Source organism: Proteus sp. GOKU (genome assembly GCF_015475555.1).
In the GTDB taxonomy this organism is placed as follows: Bacteria; Pseudomonadota; Gammaproteobacteria; order Enterobacterales; family Enterobacteriaceae; genus Proteus; species Proteus mirabilis_B.
On record NZ_CP034105.1, the window covers coordinates 1573431 to 1589665 of the forward strand.

Sequence of the window (16235 nt, forward strand, 5' to 3'; positions counted from 1 at the left end):
TTATAATCAAAGCGAGATAAATAAATATAATATAAGGATATTGAATGGAAACCATAACAGGAAAATTACTAACGCCTGTAATAGAAGAGCAACTAAGCTCTCATAAAAAGGAAGTGATTAAAAAATCTGATCGACAGTCATTTATTATTATTTCTAGCTATTTTATGATAACTTATTTAATCTCATTTTCTCTTTATGCAACAAATAGTAAGCATACGTTATTACTTTTTTTCTTACAAAGTACATTTTTTGTTTTTATTCCTTTTCTCTTTCGTAATACAAGATTACTTTTAAAAGAAGCGATAAATTATTTAATTCGTTAAATTTTATAAAAAATGATATTTTAAAATATTTTATGAACTATAAAGCCCTGCCATTTATATGATAGGGTTTTATGGCTAATATTATATATCTTAAGTTAAATGGAGAGCTGGAACGCTAATATGGGAGTATGTAATTGTGAAAACAAGCACATATAGTATTTGGGAAAATAGGATTAATTAATGAAAAGTATTACTAGATTATTGCTTGAATCTGGGATAAAAAAAAGAGATATAAAAGCATTGAGAAATGAATGTTTTTTTTCTGGGATAGACTTTGAAATATCTATAAAAAAATTAGCTAAAATGTCATTTATAAGTGTAATAGGATATTTATTACTAATATTATTTTTATTACCTTTTTTTAATTTTTTAGTTGATGATGATTTTAGTGTCAAATCTTATTTATTACAAATACTATTGTTTACGTTAATTCCTTTTTTATTTAATAATACAAGAGCTTCAATGAAAGAAGCTCTCTTTTATAGTAAATTATTACTGAAAAAATAAAATTTTAATATTTAGTGTGTCATTAAAAATTTCTATTATTGCTGGTTTTGATATTGAGGGTAATCTAATTTTAAAGTCAGCATTCTAATGCTAGAAATAATTGTCCTGTATATGTAGGATCATGATTTTTTAATATAAAGCGGAAAAAATCAAATGTAGAATTCAGTGAATTATTGTCTGCCATGGAAGATCAGCTTATTATCAATAAAAAAGCCCTACCATTAATATGACAGGGCTTATAACTTATTATTGAAAATTAGTGATAATTAATCTTCAAAATACCAATAACCTTGATTAACTAACTGAGTTAATAAACGCACAAATTTTGGATCAGCTAATGCATCGCCCAAGTGTTGTTTATCAATATAATCATATTGGCAAAGTGCATCCACCGCTTCTATATGATCAGTATCCATCAATTGGCCATTTACAAAACAGTTATCGCCAACACGTAACGCACGAAGGCCATTTAAACGATGAAGCTGCTCACCTTGTTGCAGTAAATCGTGAATTTCTGCATTTTCATATAAAGGTTCAGGAACTGCGAGATCAAGTTCATGGCGAGATTGAGAAATAAATTCACCAAACCAATGACGAAATACTTCTGGCTGAGCAAGTAAATCTTCCATCATGTCATGAAGTTTATTTAACTCTTGATGTTGCACTAATGCTGGGTTTTCACGCGGTGTTAGATCTGGGTCGCTATAACGATAACTACCTAAATCATTTGCTAACACATAGTCAGCGAAACCACTGAAAAGTTCACGAGCATTAGGTGCTCTGAAACCAACAGAGTAGTTTAGCGATTCTTCAATCGCATAGCCTTCATGTGGGAATCCAGGTGGGATATAAAGAATGTCGCCCGGTTCTAATTCTTCATCAATAATTGCTTCAAAAGGATCAACTTGCAGCAGATCAGGGTGAGGGCAGTGTTGTTTCATTGGGATTTTTTCACCCACACGCCAGCGACGACGACCTTGCCCCTGAATAATAAAGACATCATATTGATCAAGGTGTGGGCCTACACCACCACCGGGAACAGAGTAAGAGATCATTAAATCATCAATGCGCCAATCGGGTAACACACGAAATGGCTTCATTAATGCCGCACTAGGAAAATGCCAGTGATCGACGGCTTGTACAAGTAAAGACCAATCTTTATCACCAAGTCCTTCAAAGTGCTCAAAAGGCCCGTGTTTGACTCCCCACTGTCCGTCTTGACAGCTAACAAGACGGCTATCTACTTCATCTTCCATTGCAAGACCAGCAAGTTCGTCAGGAGATAAAGGATCAACAAAACGAGAGAAGCCGTTTTTAATTAATAAAGGGCGTTTTTGCCAATGGCTTTCAAGGAATGATTGCCAATCTAAATTAAGTTTATAGTCCATTGTGTATATCCTGAATTCGGGAAGCCTGAAGCCATAGTATAATGAATTCTAACTTCCTGCTAAACATTCCTTTGAGCAATGTGAGTAATAGCGATTAACACAATAGTAACTGAACAGATATCATGCATAACGTCGTATAATTGGCGGTGATTTAAAAATAGAAAGAAGCGTTTTATCAATAATGATTATTCACGCTCAGTAGTAAGTTGCTGCTCAGCAAAGGTTACAGTGATACGAGCGCCACCTAAAGGGCTATCGGTAATAGTAATTTCACCACTGTATTGTTCAATAATATCTACCGCTATCGATAATCCTAAACCTTGCCCCGGACGCAGTGTGTCTGCTCTAGTTCCTCGCTGAAAAATAGCCTCTCTTTTTTCAGGGCTGACACCCGGACCATCATCATCAACAACAATCATTACGCTGTTTTCATTATTGCTAACATTGATTTCAACGAATTCTAAGCAGTATTTACAGGCGTTATCCAGAATATTGCCCATCACTTCCATAAAGTCATTTTTCTCACCTAACCACATAATTTCAGGTGAAACATTGAGTGTTAAATCAACACCTTTTGACTGATAAACTTTACTTAATGCACTACAAAGATTATCAAGTAATCCTGACAGTGAATGAAGTTTTCGCGTGGTAATATCGTGATCACCATGAATGGATGCGCGGTGTAGGTAATAACCCACTTGTTGTGAAATTCGTTCAATTTGGTCGAGCATAATAGGCTCAGCTTGCTCTATCGTCATCTGCTTGCCTGATCGCAAAGAGCGTAACGTTGATTGCAACACGGCAAGTGGCGTTTTTAAGCTGTGGGTAAGATCCGATAAACTTGTACGATATTTACTGTAACGACTGCGTTCATTACGCAATAACACATTTAAATTTCGGACTAAACCTTTTAACTCTGTTGGCGGGTTTTCATCCAAATCATTACGCGTACCTTTTTCTAATGCGCTGATTTGTTCAATAACTTGTTTTATGGGTCTTAAACTCCAATGTGCAGCTAACCAAATTAAGGGTACAACTAAAAATAGATTCGCAAGAATGATATATAAGAACCAGTCCCAAACTTGACTGACTTTTTGCATACGCTGAGGAATAGGATCGATAACTGCGATTGCCATATAAGGCATATTATCAGCTGCCGGATAATGATTAATCACAACAGAGTGAGTTAAATACTCATTACTGGAATATTCATCAAGGCGTTTAAGATAAACACGATATTGCGGTAACTGCTTTAACATTAAACGTGTTGTTTTGACATCAACAGCGATTTCAAATAAGCCTTCTTCATGGCGCCATTTATGTTTAATGCTATCAGGAATCGCTTTCGGCAAGTCGGGGGGCGTCCATAATACACTGCCTTTATCATCAAAAATAACCACCAGCGAGGTATTGTTATTATTAAGGTTTGTTGGAAACTCAATATTCAGCTTGCTCTTATCCCACTGCGCTAAGCTGTAGTAAAGATTACTTTGACTACGCATCAACATAAAAGTGGTTTTATCCACGCTGACAATCGAACCGACAATAGCAACTAACCCATAAGAGAGTGTAAGTGCCAAAATAATGGCACTCGTTGCAAGTAAAAAACGAGTTCGTAATGAGAGTGGAGAGCGCTGTTTTTTTTGCATATTAAGGTTTCATATCAAAACGGTAGCCTTGCCCGCGTACTGTAACCACCACGTCATCAGGGTATTTTTCTAAGATTTTTTTACGTAGTCTGCCCATCAGTACATCAATAGTGTGACTCTCTTTTAATTCAGCATCTGGATATAACTGACGCATTAATGCATCTTTACTAACAACTTTATTTTGATTGCGCATCAATGTTTCTAAAATTGTATATTCAAATGCGGTTAACTTAATCTGTTCTCCTGAAATCATGAACTCTTTACGTGATAAATCCAATTCAAAAGGTTCAATAGCGAGGGTTTGCGATGCAATTCCCATGTTTCTTCGCATTAATGCCTGAATACGTGCAACAATTTCCTCAAAATGAAAGGGCTTTGTCACATAGTCATCAGCACCTGCATTTAATGCGGAAACTTTTTCTTGCCAACTTTCACGCGCCGTTAAGACCATTATGGGTAGGGTAATATTATTTTCTCGCCATCTACGAATAAGGCTAATGCCATCTTCATCAGGCAATCCTAAATCCACAATGGCAACATCAGGTGTACCTTCTGCTATAAAACTATCTGCTTCTTTGGCATCTTCTGCTGCATCAACCTGATGCCCAGCATCACGAAATTGCACAGATAAATGATGGCGAAGTAAGATATTATCTTCAATAATTAAGATCCGCATTATTCCACCTTGAGTACAATCAGCAAAAGTTCACTGTTGTAAAATAAATGTAGGAAATGATAGTCAATCTATCATATAAAAATATGGGCTCATCATAGACAATCTATCGCTTAAAAAACACTGTATCCAGCAAAGTGTTTAAGTTATAGATAGTTTTCTTTGTTTTTTGGTTATAAAAAAAGGCAGAAATTATCTGCCTTTTTAGAGAGGTTAATTAGTTTAATTTATCAACAAGTTGAGTTGCAAAACCAATATAACTTTCAGGTTTCATTGCTTTTAAGCGTATTTTTTCATCTTCTGGTAGTTCTAAACCATCAATGAAAACGGCCATATCTTGTTCTGTGATGCGTTTACCACGAGTAAGCTCTTTTAGCTTTTCGTAAGGCTTTTCAATGCCATAACGACGCATTACAGTTTGAATCGGCTCTGCTAACACTTCCCAGTTGCAGTCTAATTCTTCACGAAGATGATTTTCATTCACTTCAAGCTTATTAAGGCCTTTCATGGTTGATTGATAAGCAATCAGTGCATAACCGATACCAACACCTAAATTACGCAGTACTGTTGAGTCTGTTAAATCACGTTGCCAGCGAGAAACAGGCAACTTGCTAGAAAGATGTCCCATAACGGCATTTGCTAACCCTAAGTTTCCTTCAGAGTTTTCAAAATCAATAGGGTTCACTTTGTGAGGCATGGTTGAAGAGCCAATTTCACCCGCAATCGTTTTTTGTTTAAAGTGATTCAGTGCTACGTAACCCCAAATATCACGGTCGAAATCGATCAAGATAGTATTGAAGCGACTAATACAATCAAAAAGCTCCGCAATATAATCGTGAGGTTCAATTTGAGTGGTGTACGGGTTCCATGTAATACCCAGTGAAGTGACAAATTCTTCACTAAATTGATGCCAATTTACTTCAGGATACGCAGCTAAGTGAGCATTGTAGTTACCTACTGCACCGTTGATTTTACCTAAGATCTCAACTTGTGTTAGTTGACGATATTGGCGTTCCATACGGTAGGCAACGTTAGCAAACTCTTTACCAATTGTAGAAGGTGTTGCTGGCTGACCATGAGTACGAGAAAGCAAAGGTAAATCACGGTATTCTTGAGCCATTTTGCCAATGGTATCAATGATTTCACGCCATGCAGGTAATAAAATTTCTTGGCGCGCAGTTTCCAGCATAATGGCATGAGACAGGTTATTAATATCTTCAGAAGTACAAGCAAAGTGAATAAATTCAGAAACCTGATGTAAAGCAGGGATGGTCGCCACTTTTTCTTTTAAGAAATATTCTACGGCTTTTACATCATGGTTAGTGGTGCGTTCGATAGTTTTAATGCGTGCTGCATCTTCTTCATTGAAGTTAGCAACAATTGCATCAAGGTAATCGTTTGCGTTTTTTTCAAAGGCTGGAACTTCTTTAATGTCGGCGCAAGATGCCAGCTTTTGCAGCCAGCGAACTTCTACCTGTACACGGAATTTCAGAAGACCGAATTCACTAAAAATAGAACGTAACGACGAAGTTTTACTACCGTAACGACCGTCAATCGGTGAAATCGCTGTCAGCGAAGATAATTCCATTGTTGGCAACTCCCAGGTTGAATTTAAAGTATTAACATTGAGCGAGAAAATCATCAGCTTGTCGCAGAATAGTCTTTTGATGCAGTAAAAAATCAAAACGACGACCACCTACTTGACGCCAGAGCACAGCACTACGAATGCCAGTTAATAATAACGCTCTAACTTTAGCTTGAATAATAGGGTTCTTTAACAGATCAATTGCGCCGTGAACCTGAATGCGAGGGCCAACAGGGCTAACTGCATCAACATAAACGCCCGCAAGTGCATTAAATACACCTTCAGACATAGGTTCGAAATAACTTTTTTGGCGCTCTAATTGAGAAATTTTTTGCGATAAATGAGCGCTGTAATCATCATTTCTATTGATAAGACGCTCTAGATTGATTAAGCCTTGCTGATAAGTCATCAATTCAAGCGTTAGCTTTTCTCTTCTTACCGCCTGATGAATGGCTTTCAGTGTTTGAAAGCCTAATTTTAAGTGGCTGATTTGATTGCCATAAACATCTAGTGTTGAAGTTGGGTTGAGATTAAAAACACTGTTAACCATTACTTCAACATCGTTCTCGTTCGCACTACCTTGGTAAGCAATTTGCTGAACGAGACGACTTGCTTGGCAGATACCTGCCAATGCAAGTGTTATATCACGAAAATCTTTAGCCACATCTACTCCTGAATACGTGTTTCAATGATCCCGCCACCTAAACAGACTTCGTCTTGATAAAAGACGGCTGATTGCCCCGGGGTTACAGCAGCAACAGGATAATCAAAGCGGACTTCAATTTTATCTTCACCTAGAGGTGTTACTGTACACGCAATATCAGGTTGGCGATATCGTGTTTTAACAGTACAGCGGAAAGCTTCAGTTATAGGTTCTCTTGATACCCAGTGTAACTGCTGAGCAATTAGACCAACAGACATTAATCTTGGATGTTCATGACCTTGAGCGACAACAAGAATGTTGTTTTCAACATCTTTATCAACTACATACCAAGGATCTTCTCCGCCATCTTTAGTACCACCAATACCTAAACCTTTACGCTGACCTAATGTGTGATACATCAAACCTTGGTGTTCACCAATAGTTTCACCATCAACAGTCACGATAGCGCCGGGTTTTGCAGGCAAATAGCGCGATAAGAAATCGGTAAATTTACGTTCACCGATAAAACAAATACCTGTTGAATCTTTTTTCTTTGCTGTTGCTAAATCAAGCTTTTCAGCAATTTTTCTGACTTCAGGTTTTTCCATTTCGCCAACAGGGAAAAGGCTTTGTGCAATTTGCTCATGACTTAATGTGTATAAGAAATAGCTTTGGTCTTTGTTATTATCAACACCGCGAAGTAATTGACTTTTACCATCAATATCACGACGACGAACGTAGTGACCTGTTGCAATGTAATCAGCACCTAAATCTTCAGCTGCATATTCTAAAAATGCTTTAAATTTTATTTCTTTATTGCACAGAATATCTGGGTTTGGGGTGCGACCAGCTTTATATTCGGATAAAAAGTGTTCAAAAACATTATCCCAATATTCAGCAGCAAAATTGATGGTATAAAGCTCAATACCAAGTTTATCGCACACCGCTTGCGCATCGGCAAGATCGGTAGAGGCTGAGCAATATTCTGTATCGTCGTCTTCTTCCCAGTTCTTCATAAACAGACCAACGACCTGATATCCCTGTTCCTTAAGAAGATAGGCTGAGACGGATGAATCTACGCCACCGGACATTCCTACGATGACTTTTTTTTGGCTGTTATCTGACATGACTGGATCTCACTGCGGAAAAATAAGCGCCATACTTTACCATATCACTGACACAGGTGCATCAAGTCTTACTCTGTTTTTGATGCTTTGTTTTTTCCTTTTCTATTATTTAGTTAAAGGGGGTTCCAAAGCTACTCAAGATAGAGAGGGGATAGCGTTCACCTTGTTGATAACATAACAGGCTTTCCCTCACCAGTGGTGAGCGTAGTTGCTGGCTATGAATAATTTCATCAGCACTAACCCAGTGACAACAATTAATATCGCTATCTTGGGGCTGTGTTTCAAATTGCTCTTGCGACTCAATAAGAAAAAGAAAACGTAGGAAAGGGGTTTTATCCGGCGCAATCCATTGATGTAATTTAAGAAAGTGTTGAACAGGAAGTGTTAACCCTGTTTCTTCCCATAATTCACGCTGAACAGCCTGAATCAGTGTTTCATTGGCTTCTAGGTGCCCAGCAGGTTGATTCCATGTTGCTTTTCCATTGACCGTTTCTTCAACAACAAGAAATTTATTTTTTGCATGAACGATACACGCGACAGTCACATGAGGTTTAAACAAAATCAATCTCCTTCCATTCACCGGGTAATAAGTTATCCAATGTAATATTTCCCATACTAAAGCGGATCAAACGCAATGTTGGATAACCGATATGGGCGGTCATTCGTCTCACTTGACGGTTTTTACCTTCAAATAACGTTATTTTTAACCAAGTTGTCGGGATAGTTTGACGTTCTCTAATTGGAGGGTTTCTCTCCCATAGCCATTCTGGCTGTTCAACTATTTCGACTTGTGCTGGTAAAGTTTTGCCATCTTTAAGCTCTAATCCATCTCTAAATTGTTGTAATGAGACAGTGTTTGGAACGCCTTCAACCTGAGCATAGTAGATTTTTCCTGTTTTTTTACCCGGTTGTGTTAATTTTGCTTGTAGCTTCCCATCATTTGTTAAGACTAAAAGTCCTTCACTATCTCTATCTAAACGTCCTGCTGCATAAATATCACGGATAGGAATAAAATCTTTTAGTGTTTTTCTGCCATTCTCATCCGTAAATTGCACAAGAACATCGAAGGGCTTGTTGAAGATAACGACTTTACGCTCACCTCTTGGGCGCACTGGTTTTCTTTGTGCTGATGGAGTGTGGTGTTTTCTCGATTTAGCGCTATTTTTAATTTGATTTGCCATAGTTAATTTTTGTAAAAAATGGGAGATTGATTATACCTTAAAAGAGAAGCGATTGGCGTTAGCTGAATAATCAAGTAGTATTGACAGGTCTCTTACAAAAAATTAACAAAGCGTGCGCTTACATGAAAGGAGAGGTAAATGGAAAGCAAAGTAGTTGTTCCGGCTAATGGCGCTAAAATTACACTAGATGCTAAAGGTAAGCTTGTTGTTCCAAATAATCCGGTTATCCCTTATATCGAAGGGGACGGTATCGGTATCGATGTCACGCCAGCAATGTTAAAAGTTGTTGATGCAGCAGTTGAGAAAGCTTACGGTAAAGAACGTAAGATTGAGTGGATGGAAGTCTACACCGGCGAAAAATCAACGCAGGTTTATGGTAAAGATGTTTGGCTACCAGAAGAAACCTTAGATCTTATCCGTGAATATCGTGTTTCTATTAAAGGTCCTCTTACTACCCCAGTTGGCGGTGGTATCCGTTCATTAAACGTTGCGTTACGTCAACAACTAGACCTCTATATTTGCCTACGCCCAGTACGTTATTACAAAGGTACTCCAAGCCCAGTCAAACAACCTGAACTAACAGATATGGTTATCTTCCGTGAAAACTCAGAAGATATCTATGCAGGTATTGAATGGAAAGCGGGTTCAGCAGAAGCAGATAAAGTCATTAAATTCCTGCAAAATGAAATGGGTGTAACCAAAATTCGCTTCCCACAAGATTGCGGTATTGGTATCAAACCTTGCTCAGAAGAAGGAACTAAGCGTTTAGTTCGTGCGGCAATTGAATACGCTATCGATAACGATCGTGATTCAGTTACATTGGTACACAAAGGTAATATTATGAAATTTACCGAAGGTGCCTTTAAAGACTGGGGTTATGAGTTAGCACGCGAAGAATTCGGTGGTGAATTATTAGATGGCGGTCCTTGGGTGAAAATCAAGAATCCAAAATCAGGTAAAGAGATCATCGTTAAAGACGTTATCGCAGATGCATTCTTACAACAAATCCTGTTACGCCCAGCAGAGTATGATGTAATCGCATGTATGAACCTAAATGGTGACTATATTTCTGATGCATTAGCAGCTCAAGTTGGTGGTATCGGTATTGCACCGGGTGCAAATATTGGTGATGAGTGCGCTTTATTTGAAGCAACACACGGTACAGCACCAAAATATGCAGGTCAGGACAAAGTTAACCCAGGCTCTATTATTCTTTCCGCAGAGATGATGTTACGCCACATGGGCTGGACAGAAGCCGCTGATTTAATCATTAAAGGTATGGAAGGCGCAATTGCCGCTAAGACTGTAACTTATGATTTCGAACGTCAGTTAGAAGGTGCTAAACTGCTGAAATGTAGCGAGTTTGGTGACGCGATTATCAAACATATGTAATTGTTGATTTGATAAATAGTTAACGGGAGCTTATTAGTTCCCGTTTTTTATTGTCAATTTTGAAACGGTTATCAAAAAGTTATCAAAACGAATTATCAAAACCACCTGAAATTTGAGCAATTAAATCACGATTTTTATCCAATCTTTCCCTCGATCATCATGGTATTTATCTGTTTGAATTTGGTTCTTATGACCCAGCAAATCTTTAGTATTTATACCTTGTGCTCTATATAACCTTTCAGATAAAGAACGCTGTTCATGAAATGTTGCAGGTGTTCCTTCTCCCCAATCAATATTCGTTTTATTTCTCGCTTTTTTAAAGTTAGTCGTTAGCGTATTTGCAGTAACTTGATCACCACGTTTAGATTGTGAAGTGGTATGAAAATAATGAATAAGATAAGGGCTAATCACGCGATCACGACAACGGGCAACAACATCACGTAATGACATATTTAATTGTTCAGAACGTAGTGATAATGGAATAGCTAATTTAGTACCCGTTTTCTCTTGAGTAATATGCAAATGATCATCCCAAATATCACTAAACTTCATTGCGGAAATATCACCTAATCGTTGCCCAGTAATTAACGCAAGCAACATGGCATTTCCCACATAACGATGTTGTTTATCAGCAATCTCAAATATCTTTTTCCATTCATCAAAATTAAGGCGTTGGCGAGTTACTTTTCGTTTTGGCTGTTTAGTAGCGAGGGCAGGGTTATAACCGGGAGGAACTTCACCTGCATGTTGTGCTTCTTTAAATACATCAATTAAAACAGAGCGAATCACTTGTGCCATTCTGTGTTGGCCATTAGATTTATATTCATCCAGAATTTCAGCAATATCTCTGGCATCAACAGCGGGTAATGGTTTCATGGATAAGGCTTGCCTCATTAAATCTACCGGCTTCCTTTTTTGTTTATAAGTATTTGGCTTTATATCGCCTTCTTTTAAACGCTCTTCTTGAATAACCCAGTATTTATCTAACCAAGTATTAACCGTGATTTCCTTACCTTTTATTTTTGCCACCCGATCACCAATAGCCATAACTTGTCGGCTACGTTGTTCCGCTAACCTTGTGTTAGCTTCAATGGCTATTGCTTTCGCCTCGGCTTCATTATCACCGAGGGCATGATATTTACCTGTTACAGGATGGCGGTAACGCCAATAAACCTTGTTAGCTTTACGACTAAATAATGGGTAAAGATTAGGGATATTGACGTTATTTTTACGAGGTCTGGCAGCCATCTTTGAGGATCCTTTGTAAAATAGGGTTATCGTTGTTATTGATAACCGGTGATGTCAAATTACCGACAAGGTCGGCATCTTCTCTCACGCGCCAAATGCCACCTTCTTTCCTTGCTGGTGGATAGAACAGGCCACCACGAGCATATCGTTGTAGCGTTCCTAACTTTGGTGGACGACTTTTATATCTTTCTTGCGCCCACTCCTCTAAAGTCAACATTTGCATATTTTTCTCTCCACACTGTCCGTACACAGTTTAAATAGATATTAGTTGATACTGGCGGTTATTAGCCCTTTTTCTCTTTATAAAGTTCATTAAAGCGACGTAAGAAAAGGGCTTTTGCTTGTGGTGGTGTTAGTGGGTTAACAACAAAATCACTTGCTGGAATACCTTCAAGCATTAACCAGTTACTACCGGCATCAATTTCTAAATCACGCTTTTCTGTGGCCAACATCATTAAGTCAGCAAAATGAACTGCATCAGATTTAGATTCAGGTAGCCCAAACTTTTTGCGGATCATCTTTTCTACACGTAATTCAATTAATTTATATTCAGGCAATAGCTTTTTAAGTTGTGATGGTAGGTCTTTGACATAAGCTTCGCTGGCATCATGAAGTAGGGCTTCTAAAGCATATTCAGGTGCAACTAAATAGCTGACATATACCGAGTGCTGAGCCACAGAATAGAAATTATCAATCTGACCATTAAAACGACATTCATTAGCAAGGCCACTGGCAATATCTTGAATATCTATATCTTCGATCCGTACATCGAGATAATAGAAATGTTTATTTGTTGCTGTTGCAATATAAGACATTATTCTCTCCACACAATTTTTAGGTAATAAGAATTCCTCTCGAATTAATCGAGATTACATTTCCCTGGTGTTGCTAATAAAAAATAAAAATGGATTTATACTTCACACAATAAGAAAGGGCACTAGCTACAGTAGATAGCTGATATGGACTGTCATGGATGAATGCCAGTACCCTTGCTTATTGTTAGATTTAATAAAATGGCTGACTGAGCAGAATATTATCACCACACCACCGTTAATGGTTTAAGACTCAGCCAGCCATTGTTTCTCTTCACACGTTCTCTTCACACATAAAAATCATTTACGTTCACCAAAACTCGAAATTAAAACTCAGTTTGCTATATGTTCAAAATATAGCAATGAGTATTGATAATAGCAAATGCTATTTTATCCTGTTGGTTATGTATTTACTTATTGCATTGATTTTAAATGGAATGTAAGTATAAAAAAATAAAAAATACTCTAAGGTATTATTTTTTGATTGAGGTAATATCGCTTGATTTCGATAAAGAATATTTGCATTATAGTTCACCACTGTATATATAAACAGTGGTGATGGTATCTTAAAGGATCATGGAATGGTGGAAATTTTAGAAAGGGTAGGAGTAGGTTCGTATAGGAAGATAGTCATTAGTAGAGCAAAATGTGAGGACTATCTTCTAAAATCGCGAACAAGAAAAACAACAACCCCAAGTAAAACACTAGATGAAATATCAATTAAAGGGACTCGTGAATCATCAACAGCAAGGAAACCTTGAGTACCACCTTCAAGGAATTTATAAACAGAAAAAGAGTTACCAATTTGAGCGATAACTAGATCATCAGTGCCTGGTTGCAGATGAGTATCAACTATAGCAATACTGCCAGCAGGGGCTTCTGAACACCCACTATTTTTCTTAAGTATATAAGCTTTATATGTTTTTAGAGGTTTTCCTACAGGTGATAAGATTGCATCTCCTGTATAACCATTCTCATCCCATACCGGTATTTCTAGCGATCTATCAGCCCTAAACTGAGGTGTCGAGTTTGGGGATTCCATATCACCCACACCATTAGCCAGCCAGTCAATATTGACAGCTAATGCATTAGCAATATCCACTAATTTAGAAGAACCTTTCGCATTGCCATTAACCAATCTCCAAATCGTTGGTTGTGCAACACCAGACGCTTCTGCTAAAGCAGCTTGCGTCATATTTCCTCTTGTTTTCATCGCTAATTTCAAGCGTTCTGCAATTGTCGTTTTCATGTCTCGGAATTTATAAGTTTGAGTATTGAAAATCAAATTGCAATCGCTATTGAATGTTTTAATACTCATTGCTATTATTTATCCATCTTTTATACGTTTGAGGTTATTTATGAAAAACAAGGCTATTGAAAAAGCGATAAGCATTGTTGGAAGTCAACAAAAGCTAGCTGCTTTATGTGGAGTGTCTCAGCCAACAGTATGGCGTTGGCTTCATGGTGGTGGAATGGATTCTAAATATGTCGTGAAAATTGTAAAAGCGACAAGTCACCAAGTTCGTGCACAAGACATTTCTCCTGAATTAGGTGAGTTACTAGCTCAATAGCTATAACCACAAAATAACAAAACCGTTTAAAGCAGTTAACTACAAGAATTTATTAATGGTGGTAGGAAATGAGTAACCAATCAATAAAACAGGTAGTGAAAGAAATGTGTGAGGCAACAGCTGGTGGGCGTGAGGCAATGGCTGGAGCACTTGGTCTGTCTTTAACATCATTCAACAACAAGCTTTATGAGAAAAACGGTTGTCGCTCATTTGATTTAAATGAGTTATTAGCGATGCAAGATATTTCTAAGACCGTTTTATTTGCTGAATTTGTCGCTCGTGAATCAAATCGTTTACTCGTTGACAGAATTAGTCCGGCTGAACTGGATGAAACGGAATTGTTTGTACTACGTAGTGGTGTTGACGAAATGCAGGGGCGTTTAGCGTTATTTATGAAAGATAGCTTGGCTGATGGCGTTATTGATAACGAAGAAGAACAGAAAATAAAAATGATGTTGGATGGATTAATTTCGCAGATCCGCACATTTATGAATGCGTTTGTTTCGTTACATCAAAAGAGAAATTAAAGATGGCTATATCCAGAAAGGGTGAAGCCAAAGGTGTACGGCCTCTGGCTTCGGTTTGCAAATTTCAATTGTGTGAAGAGAAATTAGCATGAGTAGATTAGCGCATTTAATACCTAAAAAGCAATTCCGTTGTTTACCTGTCTCGGGTAGTCAGTCATTTCGCTATGTAGAAATCATAGCCTCTGACGAACAACCAGACAACTACAAGAAACCTGCATATTTGGTAGATAGACAGTCTCTTAAAAAGGCATGGGCTGATTTTTATTTTTCAAGTGGAGAGCGGGGCAATGAGCAATGAGAACCCAAACCAACTTGACCGCTACTACAAAAATTACAGAGGTATCGTTGTTCATGTTGTTCGTTATGACAGAGAAAAACAGTGCGTTATTTTTATGCTGGATGGTTGTGACGATCCGCAATGTGAACCCTTGCAACGATTTAAAGAGAAGTACACACGTATTAAGTAATGAGGTGGCAAGATGAGTTTATTATTACTAAAAAGTCGCCCTTTAGTCGTTATTCCTGAATTAGCGGTACGCCTTGGTTTAAATGAGGCGATGCTGTTACAGCAAATTCAATATTGGCTAACTGAAACTACTTCAGGTGTTGAATATGACGGCTCACGCTGGATTTATAACACAGTCGAAGAGTGGAAGAATCAATTTCCTTTTTTCTCTGAATCAACGATTAAACGTGCTTTTACTAATTTAAAAAAGCAGGGCGTTTTACGCATCGAGCAAATCAATAAATCGAACCATGACCGTACTAATTATTATGCGATTAATTACGATCACCACTTACTGACCGATGAGGTCAATATGACCCAATCGAATAGCGATAACTCATCTAATCGAACAGTTCAAAATGACCTTATCGATAAGCGCAAATTGAAACCTTCAAGCAGTTCAAAATGCGCTGTTCTGAACGGGTCAAAATGGCCTGTTCTTACAGAGAATACAACAGAGATTACTTCAGAGAATACAACAGAAACAGATCATTCGTCGCAGAATTCTGGCGAATCCAGCGACCAGCCGAAAAATGATTTTTTAACTCGTTATCCCGAAGCTGTGATTTACAGCGCTAACTTCCAAAAATGGGGTGATGAAGGTGATTTGAAAACGGCGAAATGGATGTTTGGTCGTGTTAAAAAACTGAATCCATCTGCGCTAGAGCCTACTTGGTATGACTGGGCGAACGATATTCGTTTGATGCGTCAAATCGATGGACGTACTCATGAGCAAATTTGTGCCTTGTTCGATTGGGCCAACAAAGATTCATTCTGGCACCAAAACATTTTAAGTTCTCGTAAGTTACGTAAACACTTTGATGAGCTGATCGTTCGTAGTCAAAAACCAAAGGATGAGCCAAAAGTTCAAGTTGATACCGTTGAACGTGACAGCGCATTCTCACGCTTGATTGGTTCTCGTTCTAAACCTCAAAACCGTATTGAAGAGATCGCACTTGAATTAGCGGGTAAGACAGGCATTCGTCGTATGAGTGAGTTTTCTGGTCGTCAAGCATGGAACAGCATTTGGAAACAAGCGACCGAAATGTCACAGGAGGCTCAGTAATGCTAACTAAATACATTTTGTTCGTTGGGTTTTGGTTT

20 protein-coding genes are annotated in these 16235 nt (G+C 37.9%); 8 read left to right on the forward strand and 12 right to left on the reverse strand.

Annotated elements, in window-relative coordinates; all coding sequences use genetic code 11:
* Window positions 1-44 precede the first annotated feature (44 nt).
* Together EHE21_RS07180 and EHE21_RS07185 are read left to right on the forward strand one after the other, a co-directional pair.
* Window positions 45-323, forward strand: coding sequence for a hypothetical protein (locus tag EHE21_RS07180; RefSeq protein WP_194952252.1), 279 nt, complete (start codon window positions 45-47; stop codon window positions 321-323).
* 180 nt (window positions 324-503) lie between these two features.
* Window positions 504-830 carry a hypothetical protein gene (locus EHE21_RS07185; protein ID WP_194952253.1) on the forward strand — a complete coding sequence of 109 codons (327 nt, stop codon included), beginning with the start codon at window positions 504-506 and terminating at the stop codon, window positions 828-830.
* A gap of 266 nt (window positions 831-1096) precedes the next feature.
* Here the strand turns inward: EHE21_RS07185 and EHE21_RS07190 are convergent, their stop codons facing one another.
* The 8 genes from EHE21_RS07190 to rluE form a co-directional block, all read right to left on the reverse strand.
* Window positions 1097-2218: a cupin domain-containing protein gene (locus EHE21_RS07190; protein ID WP_088493168.1), complete on the reverse strand. Its 1122-nt coding sequence runs from the start codon at window positions 2216-2218 to the stop codon at window positions 1097-1099.
* Between the two features lie 185 nt (window positions 2219-2403).
* Window positions 2404-3867, reverse strand: coding sequence for a two-component system sensor histidine kinase PhoQ (gene phoQ, locus EHE21_RS07195; RefSeq protein ID WP_194952254.1), 1464 nt, complete (start codon window positions 3865-3867; stop codon window positions 2404-2406).
* A gap of 1 nt (window position 3868) precedes the next feature.
* Window positions 3869-4543: a two-component system response regulator PhoP gene (gene phoP / locus EHE21_RS07200; protein ID WP_075672656.1), complete on the reverse strand. Its 675-nt coding sequence runs from the start codon at window positions 4541-4543 to the stop codon at window positions 3869-3871.
* A 214-nt stretch (window positions 4544-4757) separates the two neighbouring features.
* Window positions 4758-6128, reverse strand: coding sequence for an adenylosuccinate lyase (gene purB / locus EHE21_RS07205; protein WP_194952255.1), 1371 nt, complete (start codon window positions 6126-6128; stop codon window positions 4758-4760).
* A gap of 31 nt (window positions 6129-6159) precedes the next feature.
* Window positions 6160-6789 carry a high frequency lysogenization protein HflD gene (gene hflD / locus EHE21_RS07210; protein WP_194952256.1) on the reverse strand — a complete coding sequence of 210 codons (630 nt, stop codon included), beginning with the start codon at window positions 6787-6789 and terminating at the stop codon, window positions 6160-6162.
* Between the two features lie 2 nt (window positions 6790-6791).
* Window positions 6792-7895 carry a tRNA 2-thiouridine(34) synthase MnmA gene (gene mnmA / locus EHE21_RS07215; protein WP_088493164.1) on the reverse strand — a complete coding sequence of 368 codons (1104 nt, stop codon included), beginning with the start codon at window positions 7893-7895 and terminating at the stop codon, window positions 6792-6794.
* Between the two features lie 109 nt (window positions 7896-8004).
* Window positions 8005-8454, reverse strand: a complete 450-nt coding sequence (locus tag EHE21_RS07220) for an NUDIX hydrolase (RefSeq protein WP_194952257.1) — start codon at window positions 8452-8454, stop codon at window positions 8005-8007.
* Entirely contained in the window at window positions 8447-9076 is a 630-nt protein-coding gene (gene rluE / locus EHE21_RS07225) for a 23S rRNA pseudouridine(2457) synthase RluE (protein ID WP_194952258.1), read from the reverse strand. Before rluE ends, EHE21_RS07220 begins: the two co-directional genes overlap by 8 nt.
* A 138-nt stretch (window positions 9077-9214) precedes the next feature.
* Between rluE and icd the strand changes: the two genes are divergently transcribed.
* A complete protein-coding gene (icd, locus tag EHE21_RS07230) occupies window positions 9215-10468 on the forward strand; it encodes an NADP-dependent isocitrate dehydrogenase (RefSeq protein ID WP_006537208.1) in 1254 nt (417 codons plus the stop codon).
* 120 nt (window positions 10469-10588) lie between these two features.
* Here the strand turns inward: icd and EHE21_RS07235 are convergent, their stop codons facing one another.
* The 4 genes from EHE21_RS07235 to EHE21_RS07250 form a co-directional block, all read right to left on the reverse strand.
* The gene (locus EHE21_RS07235) at window positions 10589-11716 is read right to left on the reverse strand and encodes a site-specific integrase (RefSeq protein WP_194952259.1); all 1128 of its coding nucleotides are present in this window, start codon (window positions 11714-11716) and stop codon (window positions 10589-10591) included.
* On the reverse strand, window positions 11697-11939 hold the full coding sequence (locus EHE21_RS07240; RefSeq protein ID WP_036894694.1) for an excisionase: 243 nt from the start codon (window positions 11937-11939) through the stop codon (window positions 11697-11699). The genes EHE21_RS07235 and EHE21_RS07240 overlap by 20 nt, the downstream gene beginning before the upstream one ends.
* 61 nt (window positions 11940-12000) lie before the next feature.
* Window positions 12001-12531 carry an HD family hydrolase gene (locus EHE21_RS07245; protein ID WP_194952260.1) on the reverse strand — a complete coding sequence of 177 codons (531 nt, stop codon included), beginning with the start codon at window positions 12529-12531 and terminating at the stop codon, window positions 12001-12003.
* A gap of 652 nt (window positions 12532-13183) precedes the next feature.
* Complete coding sequence (locus EHE21_RS07250; RefSeq protein WP_123822029.1) at window positions 13184-13846, reverse strand: helix-turn-helix domain-containing protein; 663 nt, start codon at window positions 13844-13846, stop codon at window positions 13184-13186.
* Window positions 13847-13886: 40 nt separating this feature from the next.
* Between EHE21_RS07250 and EHE21_RS07255 the strand changes: the two genes are divergently transcribed.
* From EHE21_RS07255 to EHE21_RS07275, 5 genes are all read left to right on the forward strand, one after another.
* The gene (locus EHE21_RS07255; protein WP_109395844.1) at window positions 13887-14099 is read left to right on the forward strand and encodes a YdaS family helix-turn-helix protein; all 213 of its coding nucleotides are present in this window, start codon (window positions 13887-13889) and stop codon (window positions 14097-14099) included.
* A gap of 68 nt (window positions 14100-14167) precedes the next feature.
* Entirely contained in the window at window positions 14168-14626 is a 459-nt protein-coding gene (locus tag EHE21_RS07260) for a YmfL family putative regulatory protein (RefSeq protein ID WP_099659595.1), read from the forward strand.
* 88 nt (window positions 14627-14714) lie between these two features.
* Complete coding sequence (locus EHE21_RS07265; RefSeq protein WP_098943307.1) at window positions 14715-14924, forward strand: hypothetical protein; 210 nt, start codon at window positions 14715-14717, stop codon at window positions 14922-14924.
* Window positions 14914-15093, forward strand: a complete 180-nt coding sequence (locus EHE21_RS07270; RefSeq protein WP_194952261.1) for a DUF4222 domain-containing protein — start codon at window positions 14914-14916, stop codon at window positions 15091-15093. The genes EHE21_RS07265 and EHE21_RS07270 overlap by 11 nt, the downstream gene beginning before the upstream one ends.
* 12 nt (window positions 15094-15105) lie before the next feature.
* The gene (locus EHE21_RS07275) at window positions 15106-16197 is read left to right on the forward strand and encodes a replication protein (RefSeq protein WP_194952262.1); all 1092 of its coding nucleotides are present in this window, start codon (window positions 15106-15108) and stop codon (window positions 16195-16197) included.
* Window positions 16198-16235 lie beyond the last annotated feature (38 nt).